Annotated in this window: 30 protein-coding genes; 10 read left to right on the plus strand and 20 right to left on the minus strand. The window is 60.9% G+C overall.

Translation table 11 applies throughout. The features are described from left to right. Positions 1-44 precede the first annotated feature (44 nt). The gene (uvrB, locus tag ACT6VE_RS29020; RefSeq protein ID WP_444801752.1) at positions 45-3,143 is read left to right on the plus strand and encodes an excinuclease ABC subunit UvrB; all 3,099 of its coding nucleotides are present in this window, start codon (positions 45-47) and stop codon (positions 3,141-3,143) included. A 6-nt stretch (positions 3,144-3,149) separates the two neighbouring features. On the opposite strand, the gene ACT6VE_RS29025 is transcribed toward uvrB, so the two are convergent. Next, positions 3,150-3,611, minus strand: coding sequence for a hypothetical protein (locus ACT6VE_RS29025; RefSeq protein WP_444801753.1), 462 nt, complete (start codon positions 3,609-3,611; stop codon positions 3,150-3,152). 257 nt (positions 3,612-3,868) lie between these two features. Here ACT6VE_RS29025 and ACT6VE_RS29030 point away from each other — a divergent pair, with 257 nt between their 5' ends. From ACT6VE_RS29030 to ACT6VE_RS29055, 6 genes are all read left to right on the plus strand, one after another. Beyond that, positions 3,869-4,843 (plus strand): hypothetical protein, encoded by a 975-nt coding sequence (locus tag ACT6VE_RS29030; RefSeq protein WP_444801754.1) that lies wholly within the window; start codon positions 3,869-3,871, stop codon positions 4,841-4,843. Positions 4,844-6,363: 1,520 nt separating this feature from the next. Continuing rightward, entirely contained in the window at positions 6,364-6,564 is a 201-nt protein-coding gene (locus tag ACT6VE_RS29035) for a hypothetical protein (protein ID WP_444801755.1), read from the plus strand. A gap of 107 nt (positions 6,565-6,671) precedes the next feature. Next, the gene (locus tag ACT6VE_RS29040) at positions 6,672-7,664 is read left to right on the plus strand and encodes an endonuclease/exonuclease/phosphatase family protein (RefSeq protein ID WP_444801756.1); all 993 of its coding nucleotides are present in this window, start codon (positions 6,672-6,674) and stop codon (positions 7,662-7,664) included. A gap of 64 nt (positions 7,665-7,728) precedes the next feature. Beyond that, positions 7,729-7,899 carry a hypothetical protein gene (locus ACT6VE_RS29045; protein WP_444801757.1) on the plus strand — a complete coding sequence of 57 codons (171 nt, stop codon included), beginning with the start codon at positions 7,729-7,731 and terminating at the stop codon, positions 7,897-7,899. 21 nt (positions 7,900-7,920) lie between these two features. Beyond that, the gene (locus ACT6VE_RS29050) at positions 7,921-8,556 is read left to right on the plus strand and encodes an alpha/beta hydrolase family protein (RefSeq protein WP_444801758.1); all 636 of its coding nucleotides are present in this window, start codon (positions 7,921-7,923) and stop codon (positions 8,554-8,556) included. 99 nt (positions 8,557-8,655) lie between these two features. After that, positions 8,656-8,832 (plus strand): hypothetical protein, encoded by a 177-nt coding sequence (locus tag ACT6VE_RS29055; protein ID WP_160859753.1) that lies wholly within the window; start codon positions 8,656-8,658, stop codon positions 8,830-8,832. A 107-nt stretch (positions 8,833-8,939) separates the two neighbouring features. Here ACT6VE_RS29055 and ACT6VE_RS29060 read toward each other — a convergent pair whose 3' ends face one another. After that, entirely contained in the window at positions 8,940-9,881 is a 942-nt protein-coding gene (locus ACT6VE_RS29060) for an alpha/beta fold hydrolase (protein WP_444801759.1), read from the minus strand. 264 nt (positions 9,882-10,145) lie between these two features. Between ACT6VE_RS29060 and ACT6VE_RS29065 the strand changes: the two genes are divergently transcribed. Next, positions 10,146-10,460, plus strand: a complete 315-nt coding sequence (locus tag ACT6VE_RS29065; RefSeq protein WP_444801760.1) for a DUF1883 domain-containing protein — start codon at positions 10,146-10,148, stop codon at positions 10,458-10,460. On the opposite strand, the gene ACT6VE_RS29070 is transcribed toward ACT6VE_RS29065, so the two are convergent. Then, a complete protein-coding gene (locus ACT6VE_RS29070; RefSeq protein ID WP_444801761.1) occupies positions 10,457-11,764 on the minus strand; it encodes a replication-associated recombination protein A in 1,308 nt (435 codons plus the stop codon). The two genes, ACT6VE_RS29065 and ACT6VE_RS29070, sit on opposite strands and share 4 nt — an antisense overlap. After that, positions 11,761-13,164 carry a DegQ family serine endoprotease gene (locus ACT6VE_RS29075; RefSeq protein ID WP_444801762.1) on the minus strand — a complete coding sequence of 468 codons (1,404 nt, stop codon included), beginning with the start codon at positions 13,162-13,164 and terminating at the stop codon, positions 11,761-11,763. The genes ACT6VE_RS29070 and ACT6VE_RS29075 overlap by 4 nt, the downstream gene beginning before the upstream one ends. 204 nt (positions 13,165-13,368) lie before the next feature. On the opposite strand from ACT6VE_RS29075, the gene msrP reads away from it, so the two are divergent. Both msrP and msrQ read left to right on the plus strand, forming a co-directional pair. Further along, positions 13,369-14,310, plus strand: coding sequence for a protein-methionine-sulfoxide reductase catalytic subunit MsrP (gene msrP, locus ACT6VE_RS29080; RefSeq protein WP_444801763.1), 942 nt, complete (start codon positions 13,369-13,371; stop codon positions 14,308-14,310). Next, positions 14,310-14,954, plus strand: a complete 645-nt coding sequence (gene msrQ / locus ACT6VE_RS29085; protein WP_444801764.1) for a protein-methionine-sulfoxide reductase heme-binding subunit MsrQ — start codon at positions 14,310-14,312, stop codon at positions 14,952-14,954. Before msrP ends, msrQ begins: the two co-directional genes overlap by 1 nt. Before the next feature lie 54 nt (positions 14,955-15,008). Here msrQ and rplQ read toward each other — a convergent pair whose 3' ends face one another. The 16 genes from rplQ to rplN form a co-directional block, all read right to left on the minus strand. Further along, positions 15,009-15,431, minus strand: coding sequence for a 50S ribosomal protein L17 (rplQ, locus tag ACT6VE_RS29090; RefSeq protein WP_444801765.1), 423 nt, complete (start codon positions 15,429-15,431; stop codon positions 15,009-15,011). A 141-nt stretch (positions 15,432-15,572) separates the two neighbouring features. Beyond that, positions 15,573-16,583 (minus strand): DNA-directed RNA polymerase subunit alpha, encoded by a 1,011-nt coding sequence (locus ACT6VE_RS29095; protein WP_069059013.1) that lies wholly within the window; start codon positions 16,581-16,583, stop codon positions 15,573-15,575. 100 nt (positions 16,584-16,683) lie between these two features. Further along, positions 16,684-17,073, minus strand: a complete 390-nt coding sequence (rpsK, locus tag ACT6VE_RS29100; RefSeq protein ID WP_069059014.1) for a 30S ribosomal protein S11 — start codon at positions 17,071-17,073, stop codon at positions 16,684-16,686. 244 nt (positions 17,074-17,317) lie between these two features. Beyond that, the gene (gene rpsM, locus ACT6VE_RS29105) at positions 17,318-17,686 is read right to left on the minus strand and encodes a 30S ribosomal protein S13 (RefSeq protein WP_444801766.1); all 369 of its coding nucleotides are present in this window, start codon (positions 17,684-17,686) and stop codon (positions 17,318-17,320) included. Positions 17,687-17,949: 263 nt separating this feature from the next. Then, on the minus strand, positions 17,950-18,534 hold the full coding sequence (locus ACT6VE_RS29110; protein WP_444801767.1) for an adenylate kinase: 585 nt from the start codon (positions 18,532-18,534) through the stop codon (positions 17,950-17,952). Beyond that, positions 18,531-19,871 (minus strand): preprotein translocase subunit SecY, encoded by a 1,341-nt coding sequence (secY, locus tag ACT6VE_RS29115; RefSeq protein ID WP_444801768.1) that lies wholly within the window; start codon positions 19,869-19,871, stop codon positions 18,531-18,533. Before secY ends, ACT6VE_RS29110 begins: the two co-directional genes overlap by 4 nt. 414 nt (positions 19,872-20,285) lie before the next feature. After that, positions 20,286-20,765 (minus strand): 50S ribosomal protein L15, encoded by a 480-nt coding sequence (rplO, locus tag ACT6VE_RS29120; protein ID WP_444801769.1) that lies wholly within the window; start codon positions 20,763-20,765, stop codon positions 20,286-20,288. Positions 20,766-20,776: 11 nt separating this feature from the next. Beyond that, positions 20,777-20,980, minus strand: a complete 204-nt coding sequence (gene rpmD / locus ACT6VE_RS29125) for a 50S ribosomal protein L30 (protein ID WP_069059019.1) — start codon at positions 20,978-20,980, stop codon at positions 20,777-20,779. 13 nt (positions 20,981-20,993) lie between these two features. Beyond that, positions 20,994-21,560: a 30S ribosomal protein S5 gene (gene rpsE, locus ACT6VE_RS29130; RefSeq protein WP_069059020.1), complete on the minus strand. Its 567-nt coding sequence runs from the start codon at positions 21,558-21,560 to the stop codon at positions 20,994-20,996. 124 nt (positions 21,561-21,684) lie between these two features. Beyond that, positions 21,685-22,047, minus strand: coding sequence for a 50S ribosomal protein L18 (rplR, locus tag ACT6VE_RS29135; protein ID WP_069059021.1), 363 nt, complete (start codon positions 22,045-22,047; stop codon positions 21,685-21,687). 12 nt (positions 22,048-22,059) lie between these two features. After that, on the minus strand, positions 22,060-22,593 hold the full coding sequence (rplF, locus tag ACT6VE_RS29140) for a 50S ribosomal protein L6 (protein ID WP_069059022.1): 534 nt from the start codon (positions 22,591-22,593) through the stop codon (positions 22,060-22,062). 42 nt (positions 22,594-22,635) lie between these two features. After that, a complete protein-coding gene (gene rpsH / locus ACT6VE_RS29145; RefSeq protein ID WP_069059023.1) occupies positions 22,636-23,034 on the minus strand; it encodes a 30S ribosomal protein S8 in 399 nt (132 codons plus the stop codon). Positions 23,035-23,046: 12 nt separating this feature from the next. After that, on the minus strand, positions 23,047-23,352 hold the full coding sequence (gene rpsN / locus ACT6VE_RS29150; protein WP_444801770.1) for a 30S ribosomal protein S14: 306 nt from the start codon (positions 23,350-23,352) through the stop codon (positions 23,047-23,049). Between the two features lie 34 nt (positions 23,353-23,386). After that, entirely contained in the window at positions 23,387-23,944 is a 558-nt protein-coding gene (gene rplE, locus ACT6VE_RS29155) for a 50S ribosomal protein L5 (protein WP_444801771.1), read from the minus strand. Continuing rightward, positions 23,937-24,248 carry a 50S ribosomal protein L24 gene (gene rplX / locus ACT6VE_RS29160; protein WP_069059026.1) on the minus strand — a complete coding sequence of 104 codons (312 nt, stop codon included), beginning with the start codon at positions 24,246-24,248 and terminating at the stop codon, positions 23,937-23,939. Before rplX ends, rplE begins: the two co-directional genes overlap by 8 nt. Before the next feature lie 12 nt (positions 24,249-24,260). Continuing rightward, positions 24,261-24,629: a 50S ribosomal protein L14 gene (rplN, locus tag ACT6VE_RS29165; protein WP_003495199.1), complete on the minus strand. Its 369-nt coding sequence runs from the start codon at positions 24,627-24,629 to the stop codon at positions 24,261-24,263. Positions 24,630-24,683: the final 54 nt, after the last annotated feature.

Raw genomic sequence — 24,683 nt, forward strand, 5'->3', positions numbered from 1 at the left:
CATGCCCTCTTTTCTTTCCCGGTGACTCTCTCCATATTCCCCGCATGGCCAGATCCCCGAAAAAACCCTCGCCCTCGAACGCCGGTTTCGAGGAAGCCCCGCAATCGCCCTTCGAGGGAGAACCGTTGTCCGGCAGCGTCTCCGACTGGGTGAAGCAGCTCGAGGCGGAGGCCGAGGCCGCAGGCATCGAAAGCCGCCGCGAGGTCGCGTCGAAGGCCGGCAAACACCGCAAGACGGTGGAGAACGCCGCGCGCCGCCACACGGAAAACGTCACTGTCTCGAAAACCTCACGCGGCGTCTCGATCGGCGGCTCGTCCGACCCGAAGACCCGCGCCGCCGCCGGCCTCAATCCGGTGTCCGGCATGGACACCTCGCTGGAGGACGCCGTCTCGCAGAATGCGGGCGCCGCCGTCACCGCGACGGTGGAGGCGCTGTCGGCGCTCATCGAGAGCGGCAATCCGCTGTTCAAGGACGGCAAGCTGTGGACGCCGCACCGCCCGGCCCGGCCGGAAAAGTCGGAGGGCGGCATCCCCATCCGCATGATCTCCGAATACCAGCCCGCCGGCGACCAGCCGACGGCGATCAAGGACCTCGTCGAGGGTCTTGGCTCCGGCGAGCGCAACCAGGTGCTGCTCGGCGTCACCGGCTCCGGAAAAACCTTCACCATGGCCAAGGTGATCGAGGCGACGCAGCGCCCGGCGGTCATCCTCGCGCCGAACAAGACGCTGGCCGCCCAGCTCTATTCCGAGTTCAAGAACTTCTTCCCGGAAAACGCGGTCGAATATTTCGTCTCCTACTACGATTATTACCAGCCGGAAGCCTATGTGCCGCGCTCGGACACGTTCATCGAGAAGGAATCCTCGATCAACGAGCAGATCGACCGCATGCGCCATTCGGCCACCCGCTCGCTGATCGAGCGCGACGACTGCATCATCGTCGCCTCGGTCTCCTGCATCTACGGTATCGGCTCGGTCGAGACCTACACCGCCATGACCTTCCAGATGCAGGTCGGCGAGCGGCTCGACCAGCGCCAGCTGCTCGCCGACCTCGTCGCCCAGCAATACAAGCGCCGCGAGATGGATTTTCAGCGCGGCTCGTTCCGCGTCCGGGGTGACACGATCGAAATCTTCCCCGCCCACCTTGAAGATGCCGCCTGGCGCATCTCGATGTTCGGCGACGAGATCGACTCGATCACCGAGTTCGACCCGCTGACCGGCCAGAAGACCGGCGACCTGAAGTCGGTCAAGATCTACGCCAACAGCCACTACGTCACGCCCCGCCCCACCCTCAACGGCGCCATCAAGTCGATCAAGGAGGAGCTGAAGCACCGCCTCGTCGAGCTGGAAAAGGCCGGCCGCCTGCTGGAAGCGCAGCGCCTCGAGCAGCGCACGCGCTACGATATCGAGATGCTGGAGGCCACCGGCTCCTGCGCCGGCATCGAGAACTATTCGCGCTACCTGACGGGCCGCAAGCCCGGCGAGCCGCCGCCGACGCTGTTCGAATACATCCCCGACAACGCGCTGATCTTCATCGACGAAAGCCACGTCACGATCCCACAGATCGGCGGCATGTACCGCGGCGACTTCCGCCGCAAGGCGACGCTGGCGGAATACGGTTTTCGCCTGCCCTCCTGCATGGACAACCGCCCGCTGCGCTTCGAGGAATGGGATGCCATGCGGCCGGATACGATCGCCGTGTCGGCGACGCCCGGCAACTGGGAGATGGAAGCGGCCGGCGGCGTCTTCGCCGAGCAGGTCATTCGCCCGACGGGGCTGATCGACCCTCCCGTGGAGGTGCGCCCGGCGAAAAGCCAGGTGGACGACGTGCTGGGCGAAATCCGCGAGACGGCGCAGGCCGGTTACCGCACGCTCGTCACCGTGCTCACCAAGCGCATGGCCGAGGACCTCACCGAATACCTGCACGAGCAGGGCGTTCGCGTGCGCTACATGCACTCGGACATCGACACGCTGGAGCGCATCGAGATCATCCGCGACCTGCGGCTCGGCGCCTTCGACGTGCTGGTCGGCATCAACCTGCTGCGCGAAGGCCTCGACATTCCTGAATGCGGCTTCGTCGCCATCCTCGATGCCGACAAGGAAGGCTTTTTGCGATCCGAAACCTCACTGGTCCAGACCATCGGCCGCGCGGCGCGAAACGTCGACGGCAAGGTCATCCTCTATGCCGACCGGATCACCGGCTCCATGCAGCGCGCCATGGACGAAACGAGCCGACGCCGCGAAAAGCAGGTCGCCTACAACGAAGAGCACGGCATCACCCCGGAATCGGTGAAGGCCAGGATTTCCGACATCCTCGACTCGGTCTACGAGCGCGACCACGTCCGCGCCGACATTTCCGGCGTCTCCGGCAAGGGTTTTGCGGACGGCGGCAACCTCGTCGGCAACAACCTCCAGACCCACCTCAACGCGCTGGAAAAAGCCATGCGCGACGCCGCCGCCGACCTCGACTTCGAAAAGGCCGCCCGCCTGCGCGACGAAATCAAACGCCTCAAGGCCGCCGAACTCGCCGTCATGGACGACCCGATGGCACGGCAGGAGGCGAGAGCGCAGGAAGGCGCGAGCGGGAAATCAAAAGGCGCCGCTAAGGCGCAGGATGCCGGAAAGAAGAAATCCAGCACCAGCCACGAGTCAATCTCCCCCCTTGTGGGGGGTGAGGAGCAGTCCGCGCAGCGGAGCAATCGATCCAGTGAATCGATTGCAGCGACGAACGCCGGCAGGACAGAGGGGGGTGTCCCCTCCAGCGCCGGCGCGATACCCCCCGCTGCCCCTCAAGAGGAGGGTAAAGCCAGCACCAGCTATTTCCAGAAACCCGCCCTAGACGACATGGGCCGCGACGTCGCGACCCCGGCCGGCAAATCCCTGTTCCGCAAGAACAGCCTGGACGAAATGACCGTCGGTCGCACCGAAAAACCGGTCACCGGCACCCTCCCCGCCCGCCCGGACGAAACCCTCGCCAGCAAGAAACGCACCGCCCCCCTGCTCGAAGGCCAGCCGGAACGTGCAATCGGCGCCGACGACGCCAAACCGGTGGTGCGGGGGAAGGTCGGTGTGGGGAGCTATGAGGATCCAGCGGAGGCGAAGCGCAAAGGGCGCACGAAGGGGAAAACGGGGCGGCCGGGGCAGTGAGTTAGATCAGCTTTTACGGCTTCTCTTAATCACATCGGCGACGAGATCGTCTTCCGATTCGATATAAGGCTGTAGATCGTCAAGAAACTTGTTTAATTTGTCCGCTGGCGAGAGATTTCTTCGAATTTTTCTTGAGGCTGAGCCGGCCACGCGCGCTAGTCTTACACTCAATTTCTCCAAAAGAATTCGCGCACCCCTCTTCTCGGAGACTCCCAGAACACGGGCATCATAAGATGTTTGTAGACCTGCTAGTTCGGGGAAGAATTCGCCTTGGTCCGAATTAAAGGTTCGCGTTCTGTGCCCCTCAATATCTGACAACATCTTCCTCAGAGCGATATCCTCAAGCTTTCGCGCCTCGAACGCAACGGCTTCTGCGTGATTTTCTCGCAGAGTCCCGATGACGTCTTCGGGGGTATATTCACCTTTCAACCCAGCTTCGTACGCTATTTTTCTAAGAAGACTACGCAAGCTCGTCACCTGAGGCTCCTCTGCGTCTTTTAACCGCATTGACCATATCCGAATCATATAAACTGGATCGTGAACGCCCCTTCTAATCACGTCAAGCACTCCGCAATCGCGAGTGCCAACAGTCCCCTGTTGATTTAAATCCTCCACCCCAAAATGAAGTATCTGCGGAAAACAAAAAGATCCTCATCCAATTACTTTGCAAACCAGTAAACTAAACCTATTATTGAGAAGAAATCACAGCCTTCAAGGATAAAAGCATGAAAGCGAATGAGCGCCTAATTTACTTCTTTGAGGTTCAGATATCGACCAACAAGGAGGCGGCCACAGCTCCTCCGCTTAATGAAGTCGTCGAAAAGCTCCGAGAAGCGGTGGCAACAAATGACGCTCGCTTCGAACATAGCAAGGGAACTGCCATCGCCGAAATAGTAGAAATATTAGATGATGTCCCTTCTAACACAGTGACTTTGTTTATTCGCTGCTCCGACAAGAATGCTGCGGACGTTTATTTTGCGAACTCCGTACTAAGGCAATCTAGGGTTGAGAGAAAGCGCGAGGGCGAAGGCCGAGCTTTCGGTGCTCATTTGACGGTTTCGTTAGCGCCAAAGAATGTTGGCGGAACTGCCTATAGTGCTGCCTTAGAAAAAGCTAACGGAGTGAGTTCGACAATAGTTGTTCGCATGATACAAGGGATTTTCCGCCGGATGTATCAAGCCGACCCAAACCTATTCACGTGCCCAGATTTAAATGGAGCGAGAACAAGAGAAGGGCATATTAAAAGAATTGGCTTCAGACCTATGATTGAATTAGCCGGTCTGCCCTCAGAACAGTTCATCATGGATATTGAAAACGGTGAAATAAAAGAAATCCAGCTAATCGAAGAATCTGAAGAACGACAGATAGGCGCCAGACCTTGGCTTATCGAAAATCAGAAAGTTCTCAAATTAGCTGTACAGGCTAATGGACGCCCTATTGGCCGAATGTGGGAAAACCTCACCGGCCTTTTTGCCGAAAAGGCCCAAGAGGGAATTAGCCGAGCGAGGATTAAATTCAAAAGACCTGATGGACAGGTGGACACTGTCGATGTCGACCCGGAAACCGGCGGCCTTCTGGATCAGAAGTATGTTAAAGCGAAGAGGATCTCTGATTTAGATCCGCCTATGGACGAATGCTCCGACGGAGTGGTGCCGCATTTTGCCGCCATTCTGAGAAGAGAGCTTCTTGAAAATCCATAAGACAAACGCTACAAAGGGCTCCGGAACAAAAACGGAACAAAAAAATATGCTCACGTATGAATTCACAAGGTGGTGGGCGTATCGCCGGATTAACGATCCTGCGATGAAGCACTACATTTGGACCGCTCCCATCTTGGTTACAGCCTGCTTAATCGTACTGTATTATGCTCTTCCGATAAAACCAGAGATCGTCGGAGTCGGTGGCCTTTTGGAGAAGATCTCTTCCGCACTCACACTCCTTCCTGGTTTTTTTATTACTGCGCTTGCGGCTGTCTCCACCTTTAACAGGCCAGAGATGGACGAAACCATGCCGGAGCCCTGCCCAACACTTGAAGTCAGATATCAAGGGAAAATTATAAATATAGACCTAACAAGAAGGCTATTTCTATCCTATCTTTTTTCATATTTGACAATAATAACCTTCATTTTGCTCATAATAACTAGCGCATCCCCGAATTTATATAAAAATATTCTATATATACAGCACCATTGAGCTGAATAAATATTTGATAATATTATTGATAATTTAATATTATCAATAATAATTTACACAATTTCATCAATAACGATCTCGTCGCTGCATGGAATATATTTCCTGTGCGAGAGAATACATATGCCAAACAATTAGCACTGCATCTTATTCCCCCCCATCTAATAAATTAAATCGAAGCATACATCGCTTACCATTTTCCCCGCCCCAAAACCCCATGCCATAATCTCCTCATCCCGCCGCGGATACACCGCAAGGCGTTGCGGCGAGGCGGGGGCGGCGCTTTTGGGGTGGGCGGGACGTAATCCTGCTCCAGGAGGGCCTGCGGAAAATGGTCTCCCTCCGGCGACACGGGGGAAGCGGCGGGGTGTCGGACCGACCCTGTCGCTTTGCGCCCCGAACGGCGCGCCGGATGTGCCTGTGCGGCACGCAAGGAGGCTGGCCCGGAGGATGCGTCGGCATCGTCCGCCGGGGTGACGTCTTTCTGGGACGGGTGCGGATCGCGCCTGTCCGGGCGGCGGGGCTCATGGAGAGCGCTGCCGTTCCGTCAACCGGACAGGACCCACCCCGAAAACCGACGGCAACCGCCCGCCGGCGCCAGCCTTTTCAGAGAGACCGGAGTCGCAGGCAAAAACCGCTGAACGGGGTGCCGCGAGGTGCCAGTTACTTTCTTTAGATGCGGCAGCTCCGGCGCCCCGTCCGACGTTCGTTTGTCCAGAGCCCGGCGTGGTTTCACGCGCGGGACCGATGCCGCGTATCCGCAGTCCGGCGACCCCGGCCGGAGCGCACGCGCACCCGACCTCCCACAGACAGGAGCCCCCATGTTCGACCGCAGCCGGCTTCCCCCGCTCGACGAGGCGCTGCTTTGCCACACCGCCGATATGCTCGCCTTGCCGTCGCACGCCTGCTCTGTGCGCGCATGCCGGCGCGCGCGCCGCTGCTCGTTCTTCTATCGGGACGACCGGCAGCCCGGCTGCGTCGACAATCTCGACGACGGTAGCGCCGCCTGTTCGACGCCTTCGCCGAACTGGTGCGCGATGTCAGGGACTACAGCACGCCCGCCAGCAAGCTGCTCTTCGCCTCGTGCTGGCGCGGTGAACGGGAGATGGATGCGGCCGTGGCGGTGGCGCGCACGCTGCTCGCCGGGCGGCGGCTACGGTCGTTCCGGGCCTTCGAGGCATTGCGGGCCAAGGAGCCACCGCCGTGGCTGGACGGTTTTCCGCCCGACTGAGCGCGTCTTCGCGGCCGTGTGCATTGCGGCATCCGGCATCGCGGGGTAAAGGCTGGACATCCCTTTACGGGACTCTGGCGAATCCCCTGATGCGGAAGGAACAGCCGATGCCGATAGCGCCGCGCCGGGGACCGATCGCCCTCGCCTACCGCGTCCTCGTCCTGCCGGGCGTCATCGCCTATCTGTTCGCCGTCAGCATCGTCGTGCTCGCCGCCGACCGCTTCTGGCTGGTCGACCTCGCCACCTTCGCCTGGCCCTATATCGTCGTCGTGGGCGCGCTGCTCGTCGTTGCGGCCTGCGTGACGCGGCGGGTGAAGGCGATCGTCATGGCCGTCGCCGGCCTTGCCGTCGCGCTCATCCCCGCCGCCGACGTGCCGACCGCCCGCCTCTCCACCGCCGCCACGGGTCTGAAAGTGCTCACCGCCAATCTCTACGTGCTGAACGCGCAGACCCCGGAGACCTTCGTCGACCTGCTGCGCCGGGAAAAGCCTGACATCGTCGTGATGCAGGAAACCACGCGGCGCTTCGTGACTGCCATCACGGCCTCACGCCTCTTCCCCTATGAAAGCCAGTTCGATCCCTCCGCGCGCGACGGCATCAAGGTCTATTCGCAGCTGCCGATCCGCGCGCAGACCGCCCTGCAACGCGCCTTTACCGAGGAGGACGCCTACAAGCAGCCGCTGCGCCTGGAGCTCGATGAGAATGGCAAGCCGCTCTTCCTCTACGCCTTCCACCCCGAGACGCCCCGCCGCCTCTGGCAATGGCGCGACCGCAACGCCTATCTCTCGGCCGCCGCCGACGCCGTGAAGGGCGATCTCGAAAAGGCGCCGGTCATCGTTGCCGGCGACTGGAACACGCCGACCTGGTCGCCGTTCTTCCGCAATTTTCTGAAGCAGGCGGGCCTTGCCTCCACCGCTGGCGGCTGGCTGCAGCCGGTCACGCGCTTCAGCCTGAAGCTCGCGCCGCTCGCCTATATCGGCGCCTCGATCGACCACATCGCCGTCTCGCCCGACATTTCGTTACACGCCCGTCGCATCGGCCCGGATTTCGGCTCCAACCACCTGCCCGTCATCGCCGAACTCTCGCTGCCCGAAAGCTGATCGGGGCCTCGTCACGGCGGAAAAACACCCTATCTTGGATGCAGGACTTTCACGGGAGATGACGATGCCGACAGAGAAGGACAGCCCGAAAGCCTCGGTCGAACAGGAGCGCGCGCGCCAGAAGCAGAAGAGCGAGAAGGCCGAGCAGGACGACTATCTGGAAGAAGCGCTGGAAGAGACCTTCCCCGCCAGCGACCCGATCGCCCCCGGCGATGCGAAGGACCACGCCAAGTGAGACGGGGTCGTTGACGCAGCGATGAGCACCCCCTTCCTCTTCACCGGTCCGGAAGACGCCGCCACCACGATCCTGCTTGCCCATGGCAGCGGCGCGCCGATGGATTCGGCTTCGATGAACGCGGCCGCAGCGGCGCTCGCCGACGAAGGCCTGCGCATCGCCCGCTTCGAATTCCCCTACATGGCCGCCCGCCGCACCGAGGGCAGCCGCCGGCCACCACCGAAGGCCGAGACGCTGAACCCGGAGTTCCGCGCCACCGTCGAGGCGCTCGCGGCGAAGCGCAAGCTCGTCATCGGCGGCAAGTCGATGGGCGGGCGCGTTGCCAGCATGGTGGCGGACGCGCTTTTTGCCGAAGGTCGCATCGCCGGCCTCCTCTGCCTCGGCTACCCCTTCCACCCACCGGAAAAGCCGACACAACTGCGCACCGCCCACCTGATGGCGCTGAAAACGCCGACGCTGATCTGCCAGGGCACCCGCGATCCCTTCGGCACGAAGGACGAGGTGCCGACCTATGGCCTGCCGGCCAGCATCCGTCTGCTCTGGCTGGAAGACGGCGACCATGACCTGAAGCCGCGCAAGAGCATTTCCAGCTTCTCCGCCGCCGATCACCTCACCACCATGGCGAAGACCGTGAAGGCCTGGACGGAAGATCTTTAGCGCCTGTTCCGCGCGGAACAACGCGGAGCCGCGTCCCATGCGAAAGTTCGGTCACTGGATGGAACGAACCATCCCAACCGAACCAGAAGGGACACCACCATGCGCAACCTCATCCTCGCCGCCGCTGTCGCTCTCACCGCCGTCGCCTCCTTCGCCGCCCCCTCGCAGGCCGGCTATTACAGCTACGACTACCAGCCCTATTGCTTCATCAAGAAGATCAAGAGCTACGACTACTACGGCAACCTGATCATCAAACGCGTCCGCGTCTGCCGCTAAGCGGAGCCCTTCGACCGGGGTCGCTCGAAGCGCGGCTCCAGCGGCCAGACGGCCTCACGGACGTGTGAAGCCCGGATGCGATCACCGCATCCGGGCTTCAGACTTTTTCAATTGCCGTCAACCTGCCCGGCCCAGCTCTGCGTGGTAGACTGGCCATCGAGGAAAGGCAGTGCGGTATTGACAAGGGCGGGTGCCGCAAAGGTTTCGTAGTGGGTCAGGCCCGGCAGGACGGCCAGACGGTTCTTTGACATGTTCTCCCGCATCCAGCCGGCGTCCTTCAGCCCGCCGCCGAGCTTCTGGTAGAACTCGACCATATGCTCCGGCCGGATCATGTCGCTGTCGCCGAAGATCAGCATGACCGGCATGGAGAGTTTTGCGACGGCGTCGGAGGCGTCGTAATCCTGGCGCATCGCCGCCCCCATGGCATCGAGCAGCTTCGGGAATTCGGAAACATCGGGTGCCACAGCCGCATAGGACTTATACATCGGCGTCTCCTTCATCATGTCGGCCATCGCACCCGAAACCGCCTCCTGCTGCGGAATCATCTCGGGGAAGAAGCCGTTGCGGGCAAAGGGCGCGGAGGCGATGACGAGACGACGCACCTTGTCCGGCGCCTGCGCGGCCATCTGGAGCGCGACACCGCCGCCGAAGGAGTAACCGAGCACATCGACCTGGTCGTAACCGAGTGTCGTGACTAGATCGGCCATGTCTTTGCCGATGGCCGCAATGTCGATCGGCCGGTTGCCGAGCGGCGTGCGACCATGCCCCTGGAGATCAACGCCGATCACCTGGCGCTGATCCTGCAACGTCTTGAGATTGGCGCCGAACATCTCGATCTGGCCAAGGCCGCCGTGAAGCAGCAGCAGAGGTTCGCCCTTACCCCGGATCTCGTAGTAATAGTTGATGCCGTTGACCTCGAGATGGCCCGCCTTGTCCGGCTTGCCGGCCTCGCCCTGCAACGGGTTGTCCCTGGCCTCCTCCGCAGCTGCAATGGGTGCGAAAGCGGCAAGTGCTGCGGTCAGAAGGGTGATGATGGTCATTCTGGGCATGTCGTTCTCCTCGGTTCCAACCGGCGCCCGCCGGTTTCATGCACCAAGGACGCCAGCCGGACCGACGAGCCGACACGGCCCTCGAAATTTTTCCGCGGCGCTTGAAAAGTTGAATCAACGGATTGCCGGACTGAATCCGGTTTCTCCAGCAACATTATGAAATAATTAGACTATTCAATTCTCTGGCGGTCTTCTGCGCGGAAGAAAACATTAACCGGCGCGTGGCAATATTAGCGCAAAACCAGATACGTTCCCGGGCAGACCATGGCACACAGCTTTTCCTATACGCACTACGATCTCGACATGCAGCGCAGCGGAACGGTGATCGAGATCACGCTTTCGGCGGTGGCCAATGTGCGCCTGATGAGCCACGCCAACTTCGACCTGTTCAAGAACGCTCGCCAGCACAAGTTTCTCGGCGGCGTCGCCAAACAGTCGCCGATCCGCTTGAAGATTCCGAAGAGCGGCCACTGGCACGTGGTGGTCGACATGGAAGGGCACCCGGGCAAGGCGGATTCGTCGATCAAGATCGTGCCGCTGGCCCCGCAGAAACCGGCACCACGCTTCAGCGCGGCCTAACCGCGCTCCCGCCGCAGCTTCGCCCACCATTCGAGCCGTTTGCGTAGCTCGCGCTCGAAACCGCGCTCCGGCGGGTCGTAGAATTGCCGGCGGCCCATCTTTTCCGGAAAATAGTCCTGGCCGGAAAAGGCGTCGGGCTGGTCATGGTCGTAGCGATAGCCGTCGCCGTAGCCCTCGCCCTTCATCAGCTTGGTCGGCGCGTTCAAAATGTGCTTCGGCGGCAGCAGCGAGCCGTTTTCCTTGGCTGCGCGCATGGCCGATTTGTAGGCGGTGTAGACGGCGTTCGATTTCGGTGCGGTGGCGAGATAGAGGCAGGCCTGCGCCAGTGCCAGGTCGCCCTCCGGCGAGCCGAGGAAGTCGTAGGCATCCTTCACCGCATTGCAAACGACCAGCGCCTGCGGATCGGCAAGGCCGATATCCTCGACGGCCATGCGCACCATGCGGCGGCAAAGAAAGAGTGGATCCTCCCCGGCATCCAGCATGCGGGTAAGATAGTAGAGCGACGCATCGGGGTCCGATCCGCGCACGGCTTTGTGCAAAGCGGAGATGAGATTGTAATGGCCGTCCTGCGATTTGTCATAGACCGGCGCGCGGCGCTGCACGATGCGGAAGAGATCGTCCTGCCCGAAGGTTTCGCCGGCGCGCGCCGCGCGCCAGACTTCCTCCGCCAGCGTCAGCACCGCCCGTCCATCGCCGTCGGCCATGCGCAGCAGCGATGCCCGCGCCTCCGCGTCGAGCGGCAGGGGTTTTTCCTGGACCGCCTCGGCGCGCTTCAGCAGTTCTTCCAGGCTCTCTTCGTCATGCGGCTTGAAGGTGAGCACGCGGGCACGGGAGAGAAGAGCGGCGTTGAGCTCGAAGGACGGGTTTTCCGTCGTCGCGCCAACGAGCACGATGGTGCCATCCTCCATGACCGGCAGGAAACTGTCCTGCTGGGCGCGGTTGAAGCGATGGATCTCATCGACGAAGAGCAGCGTCTGGCGCCCGCCCATGCGGCGCTGGCGGGCCGCATCGAACATCTTCTTGAGATCGGCGACACCGGAGAAGATCGCCGAAATCTGCTCGAAGGCGAGACCGGTTTCGCCGGACAGCAACCGCGCCACCGTCGTCTTGCCGGTGCCGGGCGGCCCCCAGAAGATCATCGAGCCGAGCGAGCCGGCCTCGATCATGCGCGACAGCACGCCGTCCGGCCCGGTCAGGTGCTCCTGGCCGGACACCTCGCCCAACGTGCGGGGGCGCAGGCGATCGGCAAGCGGGCGCTTGGCTGCCATGTCCTCCGGTTCACGCGGGGCGAAGAGATCGCTCATCGGAAGAACTGGCGGATGCGCTGGCCGTCCCGTTCGATCTCGACGCGCCAGATGGACGGGTCCTCGTTGACGAGCTTGGCAAGGATTTCACTCGACGTGACCGCCGTGCCGTTGAGTTCGACGATGATGTCGCGTGGCTGGAGACCGATGCGTGCTGCCGGCGAACCGCGGTTGATCTCGGTGACGACCACGCCGGTTGCCGCCTGGTTGACCGGCATGCGCAGCTCTTCAGCAATACGCGGCGACAGATTGGCAACGACAGCACCGGAGAACGGATTGCGGCCATCGATCAGCCGTTCGTCGCGCGGCGTCGTTTCGGGCGCTCGGTCGAGCGACAGCGTCAGGTCCTCTTCCTTGCCGTTGTTGACGATGGTGATGCGCGCCGTGCCGCCGATGCCGACGGTGGTCAGGCGATAGCCGAGGGCATCGGGATGTTCGACCGGAATGCCATTCACCGCCGTGATGACCTGCCCCGGCTTCATACCCGCCTTTTCGGCCGGGCTGCCGGCCTGCACCTGCGAGATCAGCGCGCCACGCGCCCTTTGCAGGCCGAGCGCTTCGGCCACTTCCGAGGTGACCGCCTCGAAGGTGGCGCCGACGAAGGGGCGGTCGAAGCTGGCGCTGCCGTTCTCCGCACTGGCGATGAAGGTTTTCACGAGGTTGGCCGGAATGGCGAACCCGACGCCATTCGAACCGCCGCCACGCGAAAAGATCGCCGTGTTAATGCCGATCAGCTCACCGTTCATGTTGATCAGGCCGCCGCCGGAGTTGCCGGGATTGATCGACGCATCCGTCTGGATGAAGAAGCCGAAATCGCCCGAACGCACCTGGTTGCGCGCCAGCGCCGATACGATGCCGCTGGTCACCGTCTGGCCGACGCCGAAGGGATTGCCGATCGCAAGGACGAGATCACCCACCGCGACCGCGTCGCTATCGCCCAGCGGCAGTGCCGTGAATTCGAAGTCCCCCTTGACCTTGAGCACGGCGAGGTCGACGCGCTCGTCCTTCAGCACGACGGTGCTTTCATACTCGCGGCCATCGGCCAGCGCGATCTTGATGTCGCTGGCGCCCTCGATCACATGGTTGTTGGTGACCACGATGCCCTTCGTGCCGACGATGACGCCGGAGCCGAGCGAGGATTGCTTCTCGCTGCGATTCGGCATGCGCTGGCCAAAAAATTCCTCGAAGAAGGGATCGCCCTCGAAGATCGAGCGGCGTTCGACGACGCGCTCGGCATAGACGTTGACGACGGCATTCTCGACCTGCTTGACGAGCGGCGCGAAGGAGAGCTGCATCTCCATGCGCGATTGCGGCACAGTGCGCTCCTGGGCCGTTGCGGGCGACACAAGCGCCAGCGCGAGAACGACCGGGGCGGCAAGCAGAGTGCGGACTTTCAGCATGGACGAGTCTCCTTCGTTTCTGCGCTACGATCAGATAGGATTTCGCAGGAAAAAAGGCAAACTGCGCCGGTGCCTTCAATTGCGACGATGTCACGCGCAAAGCACGAAAAAGTGGTCGCCATAAATCTTTTGCTGCCGTTGAAACAACACGACTGCTGTTTACGTAGGTACCAGGGAAAGCAACCGAACAGATCGAGCCTCACCATGTCTCTCTACCGCCCGCCCCGCATCGCCGCTTCGGATATCACGCCGGAACACTGTTTCCTCAATCGCCGCACCTTTCTCGCCGCTGCGGCAGGTAGCGCGATAGCTGCGGCCGGCACACCGGCTTTTGCAGAGGCGCTTAAGGCGTCGCCGAGCCAGTACAAGGTCGATGAGAAGCTGACGCCGGAGAAGGACGTCACGACCTACAACAATTTCTATGAGTTCGGCCTGGGCAAGGGCGACCCGGCGGCGAATTCCGAAAAGTTCAAGCCGACGCCGTGGACCATCAAGGTGGATGGCCTCGTCGGCAAGCCGAAGGAATTCGGGCTGGAAGAGTTGATGGCCATACCGCTCGAGGACCGGGTCTATCGCATGCGCTGCGTCGAGGCCTGGTCCATGGTCATTCCGTGGATCGGCTTTCCGCTCGCCGCCCTGCTCGACCAGGTGGAGCCGCTCGGCGACGCGAAATACGTTGCCTTCGAAACCGTGGTGCGGCCGGAGGAAATGCCGGGCCAAGGGGGCTACTTCCAGTCGCTGCCCTGGCCCTATGTCGAGGGGCTCAGGTTGGACGAAGCCCGCCACCCGCTGACGATCCTCTCCGTCGGCGTCTACGGCAAGACCCTGCCGAACCAGAACGGCGCGCCGATCCGTCTTGTCGTGCCGTGGAAATACGGCTTCAAGGGCATCAAGTCGATCGTCAAGATCACGCTCACCGACAAGCAGCCGCCCTCCACCTGGAACCTCGCCGCCGCAAACGAGTACGGCTTCTACGCCAACGTCAATCCGGAGGTGGATCACCCGCGCTGGAGCCAGGCGAGCGAGAACCGCATCGGCGAAGGCGGCTTCTTCGGCGCCAACCGCCGGCCGACTTTGCCCTTCAACGGTTATGCCGAGGAGGTCGCAGGCCTCTATGCCGGCATGGATCTGAGGGCGAATTTCTGATGGCCAGCCTGCCCGCCCTGCCCCGCAAATATCATGCGGCGTCGATCTGGCTGCTCTATGCCGTCGGGCTCGCGCCGGCGGCCTATGGCTTCTATCTCGGCGCGACGGGGCTGTTGCCCGGCAATCCGGTAAAAGAGTTCGAGCACCTGCTCGGCCTTTGGGCGCTGCGCTTCCTCGTGGCGACGCTTGCGATCACGCCCCTGCGGGATCTCTTCGGCATCAACTGGATCCGCTACCGCCGCGCGCTCGGACTGCTGGCCTTCTGGTATGTGCTGATGCACTTCCTGACCTATATGGTGCTCGACCAGTACCTGAATTTCGCGGCTATCCTGACCGACATCGCCAAGCGCCCCTTCATCACCATCGGCATGGCCGCCTTCGTGATGCTCATCCCGCTCGCGCTGACATCCAACAACTGGTCGATCCGTAGGCTCGGACCGCGCTGGGTGAAACTGCACCGGCTCGTCTATGTGATTGCGGCGGCAGGCGCGTTGCACTTCGCCATGGCGGTAAAAGTCGTCGCGCTGGAGCAGATGATCTATCTGGGGCTCGTGGCCCTGCTCGTCGCCTGGCGTCCCATACGGCCGCGCTTCAATCGCTGGAAACGCGGAAGCGACGGGCGAACACAGTTCAACAGGGCATAGAAAAGGCCGGGAGATCGCTCTCCCGGCCTTTTTCAACTGTGTATCCCGAAAGGATCAGGCGGCTTCAGCTTCGGCTTCAGCAGCAACGCGCGCCTTGTCGGCTGCGCCCTTGGCGTCGACGTCGCGTTCAACGAACTCGATGACGGCGAGCGGGGCGTTGTCGCCGTAACGGTAGCCGGCCTTCATGATGCGAAGGTAGCCGCCGTTGCGGGTGGCGTAACGGGTCGCGATGGCGTCGAACAGCTTTGCAACGACGGTAACGTCACGGATCTGCGAGATCGCCTGACGACGAGCGTGCAGGTCGCCGCGCTTGCCGAGGGTGACGAGCTTCTCGACGATCGGACGAATTTCCTTCGCCTTCGGCAGCGTCGTTACGATCTGCTCATGCAGGATGAGCGAAGCAGCCATGTTGGCGAACATCGCCTTGCGGTGGCTGGGGGTACGGTTGAGTTTGCGACCGGAATTCTGGTGGCGCATCTCTATTCTCCTTCACATGCAGGCAGTTGCCTGCCGTTTGATGGTTCCGCATGTCCGTCCCGCTCCGCGGAACAAAGGTACATGCGCGTTTGTACATGCTAAGGCCAGCTTTACGCGCCCCCGTGGGGGGCGCGCGCGGCCTTAGTACTGGTCTTCGTAGCGCTTGGCGAGATCTTCGATGTTCTCGGGCGGCCATGCCGGCACTTCCATGCCGAGGTGCAGGCCCATGGAAGCGAGAACTTCCTTGATTTCGTTCAGCGACTTGCGACCAAAATTCGGAGTGCGAAGCATTTCGGCTTCGGTCTTCTGAATGAGATCGCCAATGTAGACGATGTTGTCGTTCTTCAGGCAGTTCGCCGAACGGACCGAAAGCTCCAGTTCGTCGACCTTCTTGAGGAGCGCCGGGTTGAAGGCGAGCTCGGTGACCGACTCTTCTTCGGCTTCCTTCTGCGGTTCGTCGAAGTTGACGAAGACCGAGAGCTGGTCCTGAAGAATGCGGGCCGCGAACGCGATCGCATCTTCGCCGGTGACGGAGCCGTCAGTCTCGATGGACATGGTCAGCTTGTCATAGTCGAGAACCTGGCCTTCACGGGTGTTTTCCACCTTGTAGGACACTTTCTTGACCGGCGAGTAGAGGCTGTCGACCGGGATAAGGCCGATCGGCGCGTCTTCGGAACGGTTGCGGTCGGCCGGGACGTAACCCTTGCCGTTGTTGACCGTGAACTCCATGCGGATTTCCGCGCCCTCGTCGAGGGTGCAGATGACATGGTTGGGGTTCAGGATCTCGATGTCGCCGACCGTCTGGATGTCACCAGCCGTAACAACGCCCGGACCCTGCTTGCGCACGACCATACGCTTGGAATCGTCGCCATCCATCTTGATGGCGATTTCCTTGATGTTCAGCACGATATCGGTCACGTCTTCGCGGACACCCGGGATCGACGAGAACTCGTGCAGGACGCCATCGATCTGCACGGCGGTAACAGCCGCGCCACGCAGCGATGACAGGAGAACGCGACGCAGCGCGTTGCCGAGCGTCAGGCCGAAGCCACGCTCCAGAGGCTCTGCAACAAGGCTTGCCTTGGTGCGGCCGGAGGAGGCGAATTCCACCTTGTTCGGCTTGATCAGTTCCTGCCAGTTTTTCTGGATCATATGTATTGCCTTCCGTTCGCCGCCACCATTCAATCGTGACGGCCGAGCCCTGAAGATCCATGGAAGCCGACCGGCTCCCATGGTTGTTCGAATGCGATGATCAGACGCGACGCTTCTTGCGCGGACGGCAACCGTTGTGCGGGATCGGGGTCACGTCGCGGATCGACGTGATCATGAAACCGGCAGCCTGAAGGGCGCGCAGAGCCGATTCACGGCCGGAACCCGGACCGCAGACTTCGACTTCCAGCGACTTCATGCCGTGTTCCTGCGCCTTCTTGGCAGCATCTTCAGCAGCGATCTGGGCTGCGAATGGGGTCGACTTACGCGAACCCTTGAAGCCCTTGGCACCGGCCGACGACCAGGCAATTGCGTTGCCCTGTGCGTCGGTGATGGTGATCATCGTGTTGTTGAACGAAGAATTGACGTGAGCAACACCCGAGGTGATGTTCTTGCGTTCGCGACGGCGGACGCGTGCGGCTTCTTTGGCCATGGGTAGTCCTTTCGTTGATCTCGACACCGCCGTAGTACCAGCGGCTCCACCGGGAGAGACTGAAGTCCCTGCCCTGAATAACAAATGCACGCGGGACCCGTAGGGCGATGCGTGCGGCGATATCGTCACTGCCGTAATGCCAGCAGCTCCACCGAGCGGGACCCACGCATGACGCAAGGCCCCGTTCGAAACTCAAAAGAGGCCGGCGCGCAGCGCCAGCCTCTTGTTCCCCGTTACCGGGAAATTACTTCTTCTTGCCTGCGATGGCCTTGGCCGGACCCTTGCGGGTACGTGCGTTGGTGTGCGTGCGCTGACCGCGGACCGGAAGGCCACGACGGTGACGCAGGCCACGGTAGCAACCGAGGTCCATGAGACGCTTGATGTTCATCGAGGTATCGCGACGCAGGTCGCCTTCGACCTGGTAGTCACGGTCGATGGCTTCGCGGATCTGCAGAACTTCTGCGTCCGTGAGCTGGTGTACACGACGATCAGCCGGGATACCGACCTTCTCGATGATTTCCTGTGCGAATTTCGGGCCGATCCCGTGGATATAGGTCAGCGCGATGACTACGCGCTTCGCGGTCGGGATGTTGACGCCAGCGATACGTGCCACGCCTGTTCTCCTTGCTTCCAGTTGCCATCCGGCAAGTGGTTTTCTTCATATGAAACGGCCCAGAAGCCGCATCGCTCAATCGATGTTCGGGTCATGTCGAAAACGACCGAACCCGGACTTCGTCTTTGGAAGTCCGCGCCGATCGCAATGGAATGTCGCGAGTTGGCGCTGTCTTAAGGGGGAATCGGCCAAAAAGTCAACTCCCCGGCCGGCCCTTTTTAGGCTTTGAGCCTGTAAAGCAGTTCCTGATGGAACATTGCTTCTCAGGCCTTCTCCAGAATCCCGTCGATTTCGGCGGTTACGACATCGACATTGGCCATGCCGTCGATCGTCTGGAGCTTGCCGGTCGAAGCGTAGTAGTTCGACAGCGGCGCAGTCTTTTCACGGTATTCCGTCAAGCGGCGCTTGAAGGCTTCCGGATTGTCGTCGGAGCGGACCGTGCCGCCGGCGGCGAGCGTTTCCGCCACACGAGTCTCCATGCGCTTGACCAGCGCATCCTCGTCGACCTTCAATTCGATGACGGCATCAAGGGCAATGCCCTTGCCGGCGAGGATCTTGTCGAGGGCCTCGGCCTGCGGAACCGTGCGCGGGTAACCGTCGAGGATAAAGCCCTTGGCACAGTCGGCCGAATCAACGCGATCGGAAACGATCTCGTTGACAATCGCATCGGAAACGAGCTGGCCGGCGTCCATGACGGCCTTCGCGCGCTTGCCGACATCCGTGCCGGCGGCAACAGCCGCCCGCAGCATGTCACCGGTAGAAAGCTGCGGAATACCGTGCTTTTCCGTCAGGAGCTTGGCTTGTGTACCCTTGCCAGCGCCCGGCGGCCCCAGAAAAATCAGTCTCATCGTCCCCTCTTTCCTCCACGCAGCTTCGACTTCTTGATCAGCCCCTCATACTGCTGAGCGATCAGGTGACCCTGTATCTGTGCTACAGTATCCAGGGTCACGCTGACAACAATCAAAAGCGACGTACCACCAAGGTAGAACGGCACACCGGTCTGCGCGATAAGGATTTCGGGAAGGATACAGACGAACATCAGGTAGGCCGCACCGATGACCGTGATACGGGTCAGCACGTAGTCTATATATTCAGCTGTGCGCTCGCCCGGACGGATGCCTGGAATGAAGCCGCCGTGCTTCTTCAGATTGTCGGCCGTGTCCTTCGGATTGAAGACGATAGCCGTGTAGAAGAAGGCGAAGAAGGCGATCATGCCTGCATACATCAGCATATAGAGCGGCTGGCCGTGGCCGAGCGCCGCGATGATCGTGGTCGCCCAGGACGGCAGTTCCGCGGTGTTCGAGAAGCCAGCCAGCGTTGCAGGCAGCAGCAGCAGCGACGATGCGAAGATCGCCGGGATAACGCCTGCAGTGTTGAGCTTCAGCGGCAGGTGCGAGGTATCGCCCTGGAACATGCGGTTGCCCACCTGTCGCTTCGGATACTGGATCAGAAGCCGGCGCTGGGCGCGTTCTACGAAGACGATGAGCGCGATGACGCCGACAGCCATGACCACAACGGCAATGACGACACCGATCGAGAGCGCGCCCGTACGGCTGAGTTCAAGCGTACCGGCCAGCGCACCCGGCAGGGCGGCGACGATGCCGGCGAAGATGATCAGCGAAATGCCGTTGCCGATGCCGCGCGAGGTGATCTGTTCACCCAGCCACATCAGGAACATGGTGCCGCCGAGCAGCGAAATGACGGTCGAGATACGGAAGAACCAGCCCGGATCGTTGACCAGCCCTGCCCCGCTCTCGAGGCCCACCGCGATGCCATAGGCCTGCAGCGTGCCGAGCAGCACCGTGCCGTAGCGGGTGTACTGGTTGATGATCTTGCGACCCTGCTCGCCTTCCTTCTTCAGCTGTTCCAGCGAAGGAACGACCGAGGTCATCAGCTGCACGATGATCGACGCGGAAATGTACGGCATGATGCCGAGCGCGAAGATCGCCATGCGCTCGACGGCGCCGCCGGAGAACATGTTGAAGAGGCCGAGGATACCACTCGACTGGCCACGGAAGGCCTGCGCAAAGGCTTCGGGGTTGAGGCCCGGCAACGGGATATAGGTGCCGAGACGATAGACGAGCAGCGCGCCCAGCGTGAACCAGAGGCGCTTCTTCAGATCTTCCGCCTTGGCGAAAGTCGAGAAGTTGAGATTAGAGGCAAGTTGTTCCGCTGCCGAAGCCATGCATTTCTCCGCGAAGCCGATCCGGCGGCGGGGAGCCCGGCCAGGTCCGGAATGGCTGATCCGTTGGCACATGCGCCCGGCCCTCCTCGGACCGATTGCACATGCTAAAATTCGTCGTGCCTATTTTGCCGTTGCGGCAAACCTGGCGGATGGAGCCTAAACCGGTTGAAACGCGGATTGTCAAGCAATCCCGGCCTCACCGCGCTGCATAATTCCTTAAATCGCGATCGATGTAAGGAATTATGCAGCAGATTCAAAATTCTACAGCAGCCTTGGTGCATCACGAACGACGCGCGGCGTTGCAGTTTCTCTTCCGGATAACAACGGCCCAGAGAATCCGGCCGTCGTCGTGAGGCTCACATATGGGAGCAAAATCGCCCGGTGTGAAGCACACCGGGCGAAGTTTTCGTCGAATTATTCGGCTGCTTCTGCTGCTGCCGAAAGAAGCTTGATCGAGCCACCGGCCTTTTCAATCTTCTCGACAGCCGGCTTCGAGGCGCCGGCGACTTCGAACGTCACCTTGGTCGTCAGTTCGCCATCAGCGAGGATGCGAACGCCGTCCTTGAGGCGGCGGATAACGCCAGCGGCCTTGAGAGCGGCTGCGTCAACCGTTGCCTTCGCGTCGAGCTTGCCAGCGTCGATTGCGACCTGGATGCGGCCCAGCGACACGATAGCAAAGTCGGACGAGAAGATGTTGTTGAAGCCGCGCTTCGGCAGGCGACGGTAGATGGGCATCTGACCGCCTTCGAAGCCGTTGATGGCTACACCCGAACGTGCCTTCTGACCCTTTACACCGCGACCACCGGTCTTGCCGGAGCCAGAACCGATACCGCGACCTACGCGCTTACGGTTCTTGGTGGAGCCTTCGTTGTCTTTGATTTCATTGAGCTTCATGATCTATCCCCTCACTTCTCGTCGACGACGCGAACGAGGTGCTGGACGGCACGGATCATGCCGCGGACAGACGGAGTGTCTTCCAGCGTGCGAACCCGATGCATCTTGTTGAGGCCCAGGCCGACCAGCGTTGCGCGCTGTACGGCCGGACGGCGGATGGGGCTGCCGATCTGCTCGACAGTCACCGTCTTCGATACGGTTTCTTTCTTAGCCATGGATCAAACTCCCTTATTCTTCGGAAGCGACGCCGGCGGACGTACGACGAGCCTGCAGCGTTGCATATTTCATGCCGCGCTGAGCTGCGATGTCCTTCGGGTGCATCTGGCTCTTGAGAGCGTCGAACGTCGCACGGATCATGTTGTACGGGTTCGAGGAGCCGGTCGACTTGGCGACGACGTCATGAACGCCGAGCGTTTCGAAGACGGCGCGCATCGGACCACCAGCGATGATACCGGTACCGGCCTTGGCCGAACGCAGCAGAACCTTGCCGGCGCCGTGACGACCGTGCACGTCGTGGTGCAGCGTGCGGCCCGAGCGCAGCGGTACGAAGATGAGGTCGCGCTTGGCGGCTTCAGTGGCCTTCCGGATGGCTTCCGGAACTTCACGAGCCTTGCCGTGGCCGAAGCCGACGCGGCCCTTCTGGTCGCCAACGACGACGAGAGCTGCAAAGCCGAAACGACGGCCGCCCTTGACGACCTTCGCGACGCGGTTGATCGCGACGAGCTTGTCGACAAACTCGCTGTCGCGCTCTTCGCGGTTCTGGCGGTCATCGCGACCGCGCTTTTCCTGTGCCATTGTCCTTTTCCTTTTTATTTTCCGGGTGCAATCGGCAGATTGACGAAAATCGCCTCCATTCAGGAATGGAAGCGACTGATATCCAACTGAAGTCGGCGGGCGCTCTAGGCGCCCGACCGGTAGATCAGAAGGTCAGACCACCTTCACGAGCAGCTTCGGCAAGAGCCTTGATGCGGCCGTGATAGATGAAGGCGCCACGGTCGAAAACGACCTCGTTGACGCCGGCCTTGACAGCACGCTCAGCAATGAGCTTGCCGACGGCAGCGGCTGCTGCCGTGTCGGCGCCCGTCTTCAGGGACGAGCGCAGATCGGTGTCGAGCGTGGAGGCAGCCGCAAGCGTCTTGCCGGCCACGTCGTCGATAACCTGTACGTAGATGTTCTTCGACGAGCGATGAACCGACAGGCGCGGACGGCCGTTGGCGACCGCCTTGATGGAACGGCGCACGCGGTTGGCGCGGCGCACGAGAGCTTCTTTCCTGCTAGCCATTTCGCGTGATCCTTACTTCTTCTTGCCTTCTTTGCGGACAATCCGCTCTTCGGCATACTTGACGCCCTTGCCCTTGTAGGGCTCGGGGCCACGATATTCGCGGATTTCCGCAGCGACCTGGCCGACCTTCTGCTTGTCGATACCGGAGATGACGATTTCCGTCGGCTTCGGGACAACAATCGAGATGCCTTCCGGCGTCTGGTAGACCACGTCGTGGCTGAAGCCGAGTGCCAGCTGCAGGTTTTTGCCCTGCAGCGACGCGCGGTAACCGACGCCGTTGATTTCGAGCTTGCGCTCGTAGCCGTCCTTCACACCCTTGAAGATGTTCTCGACCATCGTGCGGGACATGCCCCACTTGGAACGAGCATCCTTGGATGCGTTGATCGGCTGTACGACAACAGCGTTGTCTTCGAGCTTCACCGAAACTTCGTCGTTTGCGACGAAGAACAGTTCGCCCTTCGGGCCCTTTGCGGTGACCTTTTGACCATCTACGGTCGCGGTGACACCAGCGGGAACCTGAACGGGCTTCTTACCGATACGAGACATTGTTTTATCCTGTCTGTTCGTTATGGAGATCCTTGCTCAGTCTTAGAAGACCGAGCAAAGAATCTCGCCACCAACGTTCTGTTCGCGTGCCTGGTGATCGGCCATCACGCCCTTCGGGGTCGAAAGGATGGTGATGCCGAGGCCGTTCGCGACCTGCGGAATGGACTTGACCGAGACATAGACCCGGCGGCCCGGCTTGGAAACGCGGGCGATCTTGCGGATCACGGACGCGCCTTCATAGTACTTGAGTTCGATGTTCAGCTCGGCCTTGCCGTTGCCGAATTCGACTTCCGAATATCCGCGGATGTAGCCTTCGGACTGAAGGACGTCCAGAACGCGGGCGCGCAGCTTGGAAGCCGGCGTGGAAACGCTCGACTTGCGGCGTGCGGCGCCGTTGCGGATGCGGGTGAGCATATCGCCCAGAGGATCAGTCATTGACATGTGCCCGTCTCCTTACCAGCTCGACTTGACAATGCCCGGCACCTTGCCGGAATTGCCCAGTTCACGAAGCGCAATACGCGACATTCCGAGTTTGCGATAAAAGGCGCGCGGACGGCCAGTAACTTCGCAGCGGTTGCGGATGCGGGTCTTCGAACCATTGCGCGGCAGGGCCGCGAGCTTCAGGGTAGCCTGGAAGCGCTCTTCGATCGGAAGAGCCTGGTTCTGAGTGATCGCCTTCAGGGCCGCACGCTTTGCGGCATGATTGGCAACCAGTTTGCGGCGGCGCTTGTTCTTTTCAACTGCGCTCGTTTTCGCCATAACAGTTATCCTTCTTTACGCTTGTCGTTACGGATCAGGCGCGGAACGGGAAGCTGAACTCTTTCAGAAGAGCCCGTGCTTCGTCGTCCGTCGGTGCCGTCGTGCAAACGATGATGTCCATGCCCCACATCTGATCAACCTTGTCGTAGTTGATCTCAGGGAACACAATGTGCTCCTTGATACCCATGGCGAAGTTGCCACGGCCATCGAAGGACTTCGGGTTCAGACCACGGAAGTCGCGTACGCGGGGCAGCGCGATGTTCACGAGGCGATCCAGAAATTCGAACATGCGGGCGCCGCGAAGGGTAACCTTTGCGCCGATCGGCATGCCTTCGCGGAGCTTGAAGCCCGCGATGGAGTTACGAGCGCGCGTGATGACCGGCTTCTGGCCGGCGATCGCTGCGAGGTCGGCAGCCGCAACAGTCGGCTTCTTCGAGTCGCCAGTCGATTCGCCAACACCCATGTTGATGACGATCTTCTCGAGGCGCGGGATCTGCATCTCGTTGGCGTAGGAGAACTGCTCCCTCAGCGCCGGGCGAATCCGCTCGACATAGTCCTTCTTGAGCCGGGGCTCATACTTGGTGTCAGCCATCGATCGACACTCCCGAACGCTTTGCAACACGAACCTTCTTGTCGCCCTCGACCTTGAAACCGACGCGGGTCGGCTTGCCGTCCTTGGGGTCGGCGATCGCGATGTTCGACAGATGGATCGAAGCTTCCTTGGTGATGATGCCGGCTTCCTGGGTCTGGGACTGACGCTGGTGACGCTTCACCAGGTTGATACCCTTGACGACCGCACGGTCTTCCTTCGGCATGACCTGAACAACTTCACCGGTACGGCCCTTGTCCTTGCCGGTGAGTACGACGACCTTGTCGCCCTTACGAATCTTTTGCATAGCCATCGCTCCTTAGAGTACTTCCGGAGCCAGCGAGATGATCTTCATGTGGTTCTTTGCGCGAAGTTCGCGCGGAACCGGTCCGAAGATACGGGTGCCGATGGGCTCTTTCTTGTTGTCGATCAGGACGGCTGCGTTGTTGTCGAAACGGATCACGCTGCCGTCAGCGCGACGGATGTCCTTGGCGGTACGAACAACAACCGCCTTCATCACGTCACCCTTCTTCACGCGGCCGCGCGGGATGGCTTCCTTGATCGAGACGACAATAATGTCGCCGACCGAAGCGTACTTGCGCTTGGAGCCGCCCAGAACCTTGATGCACATGACACGACGTGCGCCGGAATTATCCGCGACGTCGAGGTTAGTCTGCATCTGAATCATGTCAGGTCGCCTTCTTGTTTTACCGGACCGGTTGGGTGTTAGCCCCCTGTTCCA

Source organism: Shinella sp., assembly GCF_052438155.1.
GTDB lineage: Bacteria > Pseudomonadota > Alphaproteobacteria > Rhizobiales > Rhizobiaceae > Shinella.

Bases quoted from the DNA above. Each gene is read 5' to 3' on its own strand.
- rpmD (WP_069059019.1), bottom strand. From the start codon at position 20,980: ATGGCTAAGAAAGAAACCGTATCGAAGACGGTGACTGTCGAGCAGATC.
- ACT6VE_RS29055 (WP_160859753.1), top strand. From the start codon at position 8,656: ATGCGCAACCTCATCCTCGCCGCCGCTGTCGCTCTCACCGCCGTCGCC.
- ACT6VE_RS29095 (WP_069059013.1), bottom strand. From the start codon at position 16,583: ATGATCCAGAAAAACTGGCAGGAACTGATCAAGCCGAACAAGGTGGAA.
- ACT6VE_RS29065 (WP_444801760.1), top strand. From the start codon at position 10,146: ATGGCACACAGCTTTTCCTATACGCACTACGATCTCGACATGCAGCGC.
- rplR (WP_069059021.1), bottom strand. From the start codon at position 22,047: ATGGCTAGCAGGAAAGAAGCTCTCGTGCGCCGCGCCAACCGCGTGCGC.
- ACT6VE_RS29060 (WP_444801759.1), bottom strand. From the start codon at position 9,881: ATGCCCAGAATGACCATCATCACCCTTCTGACCGCAGCACTTGCCGCT.
- ACT6VE_RS29030 (WP_444801754.1), top strand. From the start codon at position 3,869: ATGAAAGCGAATGAGCGCCTAATTTACTTCTTTGAGGTTCAGATATCG.
- rplE (WP_444801771.1), bottom strand. From the start codon at position 23,944: ATGGCTGACACCAAGTATGAGCCCCGGCTCAAGAAGGACTATGTCGAG.
- ACT6VE_RS29040 (WP_444801756.1), top strand. From the start codon at position 6,672: ATGCCGATAGCGCCGCGCCGGGGACCGATCGCCCTCGCCTACCGCGTC.
- ACT6VE_RS29075 (WP_444801762.1), bottom strand. From the start codon at position 13,164: ATGCTGAAAGTCCGCACTCTGCTTGCCGCCCCGGTCGTTCTCGCGCTG.
- rplQ (WP_444801765.1), bottom strand. From the start codon at position 15,431: ATGCGCCACCAGAATTCCGGTCGCAAACTCAACCGTACCCCCAGCCAC.
- secY (WP_444801768.1), bottom strand. From the start codon at position 19,871: ATGGCTTCGGCAGCGGAACAACTTGCCTCTAATCTCAACTTCTCGACT.
- msrP (WP_444801763.1), top strand. From the start codon at position 13,369: ATGTCTCTCTACCGCCCGCCCCGCATCGCCGCTTCGGATATCACGCCG.
- ACT6VE_RS29045 (WP_444801757.1), top strand. From the start codon at position 7,729: ATGCCGACAGAGAAGGACAGCCCGAAAGCCTCGGTCGAACAGGAGCGC.
- uvrB (WP_444801752.1), top strand. From the start codon at position 45: ATGGCCAGATCCCCGAAAAAACCCTCGCCCTCGAACGCCGGTTTCGAG.
- ACT6VE_RS29050 (WP_444801758.1), top strand. From the start codon at position 7,921: ATGAGCACCCCCTTCCTCTTCACCGGTCCGGAAGACGCCGCCACCACG.
- rplO (WP_444801769.1), bottom strand. From the start codon at position 20,765: ATGAAGCTCAATGAAATCAAAGACAACGAAGGCTCCACCAAGAACCGT.
- rplX (WP_069059026.1), bottom strand. From the start codon at position 24,248: ATGCAAAAGATTCGTAAGGGCGACAAGGTCGTCGTACTCACCGGCAAG.
- ACT6VE_RS29070 (WP_444801761.1), bottom strand. From the start codon at position 11,764: ATGAGCGATCTCTTCGCCCCGCGTGAACCGGAGGACATGGCAGCCAAG.
- msrQ (WP_444801764.1), top strand. From the start codon at position 14,310: ATGGCCAGCCTGCCCGCCCTGCCCCGCAAATATCATGCGGCGTCGATC.
- ACT6VE_RS29110 (WP_444801767.1), bottom strand. From the start codon at position 18,534: ATGAGACTGATTTTTCTGGGGCCGCCGGGCGCTGGCAAGGGTACACAA.
- rplF (WP_069059022.1), bottom strand. From the start codon at position 22,593: ATGTCTCGTATCGGTAAGAAGCCCGTTCAGGTTCCCGCTGGTGTCACC.
- rpsK (WP_069059014.1), bottom strand. From the start codon at position 17,073: ATGGCCAAAGAAGCCGCACGCGTCCGCCGTCGCGAACGCAAGAACATC.
- rplN (WP_003495199.1), bottom strand. From the start codon at position 24,629: ATGATTCAGATGCAGACTAACCTCGACGTCGCGGATAATTCCGGCGCA.
- rpsN (WP_444801770.1), bottom strand. From the start codon at position 23,352: ATGGCGAAAACGAGCGCAGTTGAAAAGAACAAGCGCCGCCGCAAACTG.
- rpsE (WP_069059020.1), bottom strand. From the start codon at position 21,560: ATGGCACAGGAAAAGCGCGGTCGCGATGACCGCCAGAACCGCGAAGAG.
- rpsH (WP_069059023.1), bottom strand. From the start codon at position 23,034: ATGTCAATGACTGATCCTCTGGGCGATATGCTCACCCGCATCCGCAAC.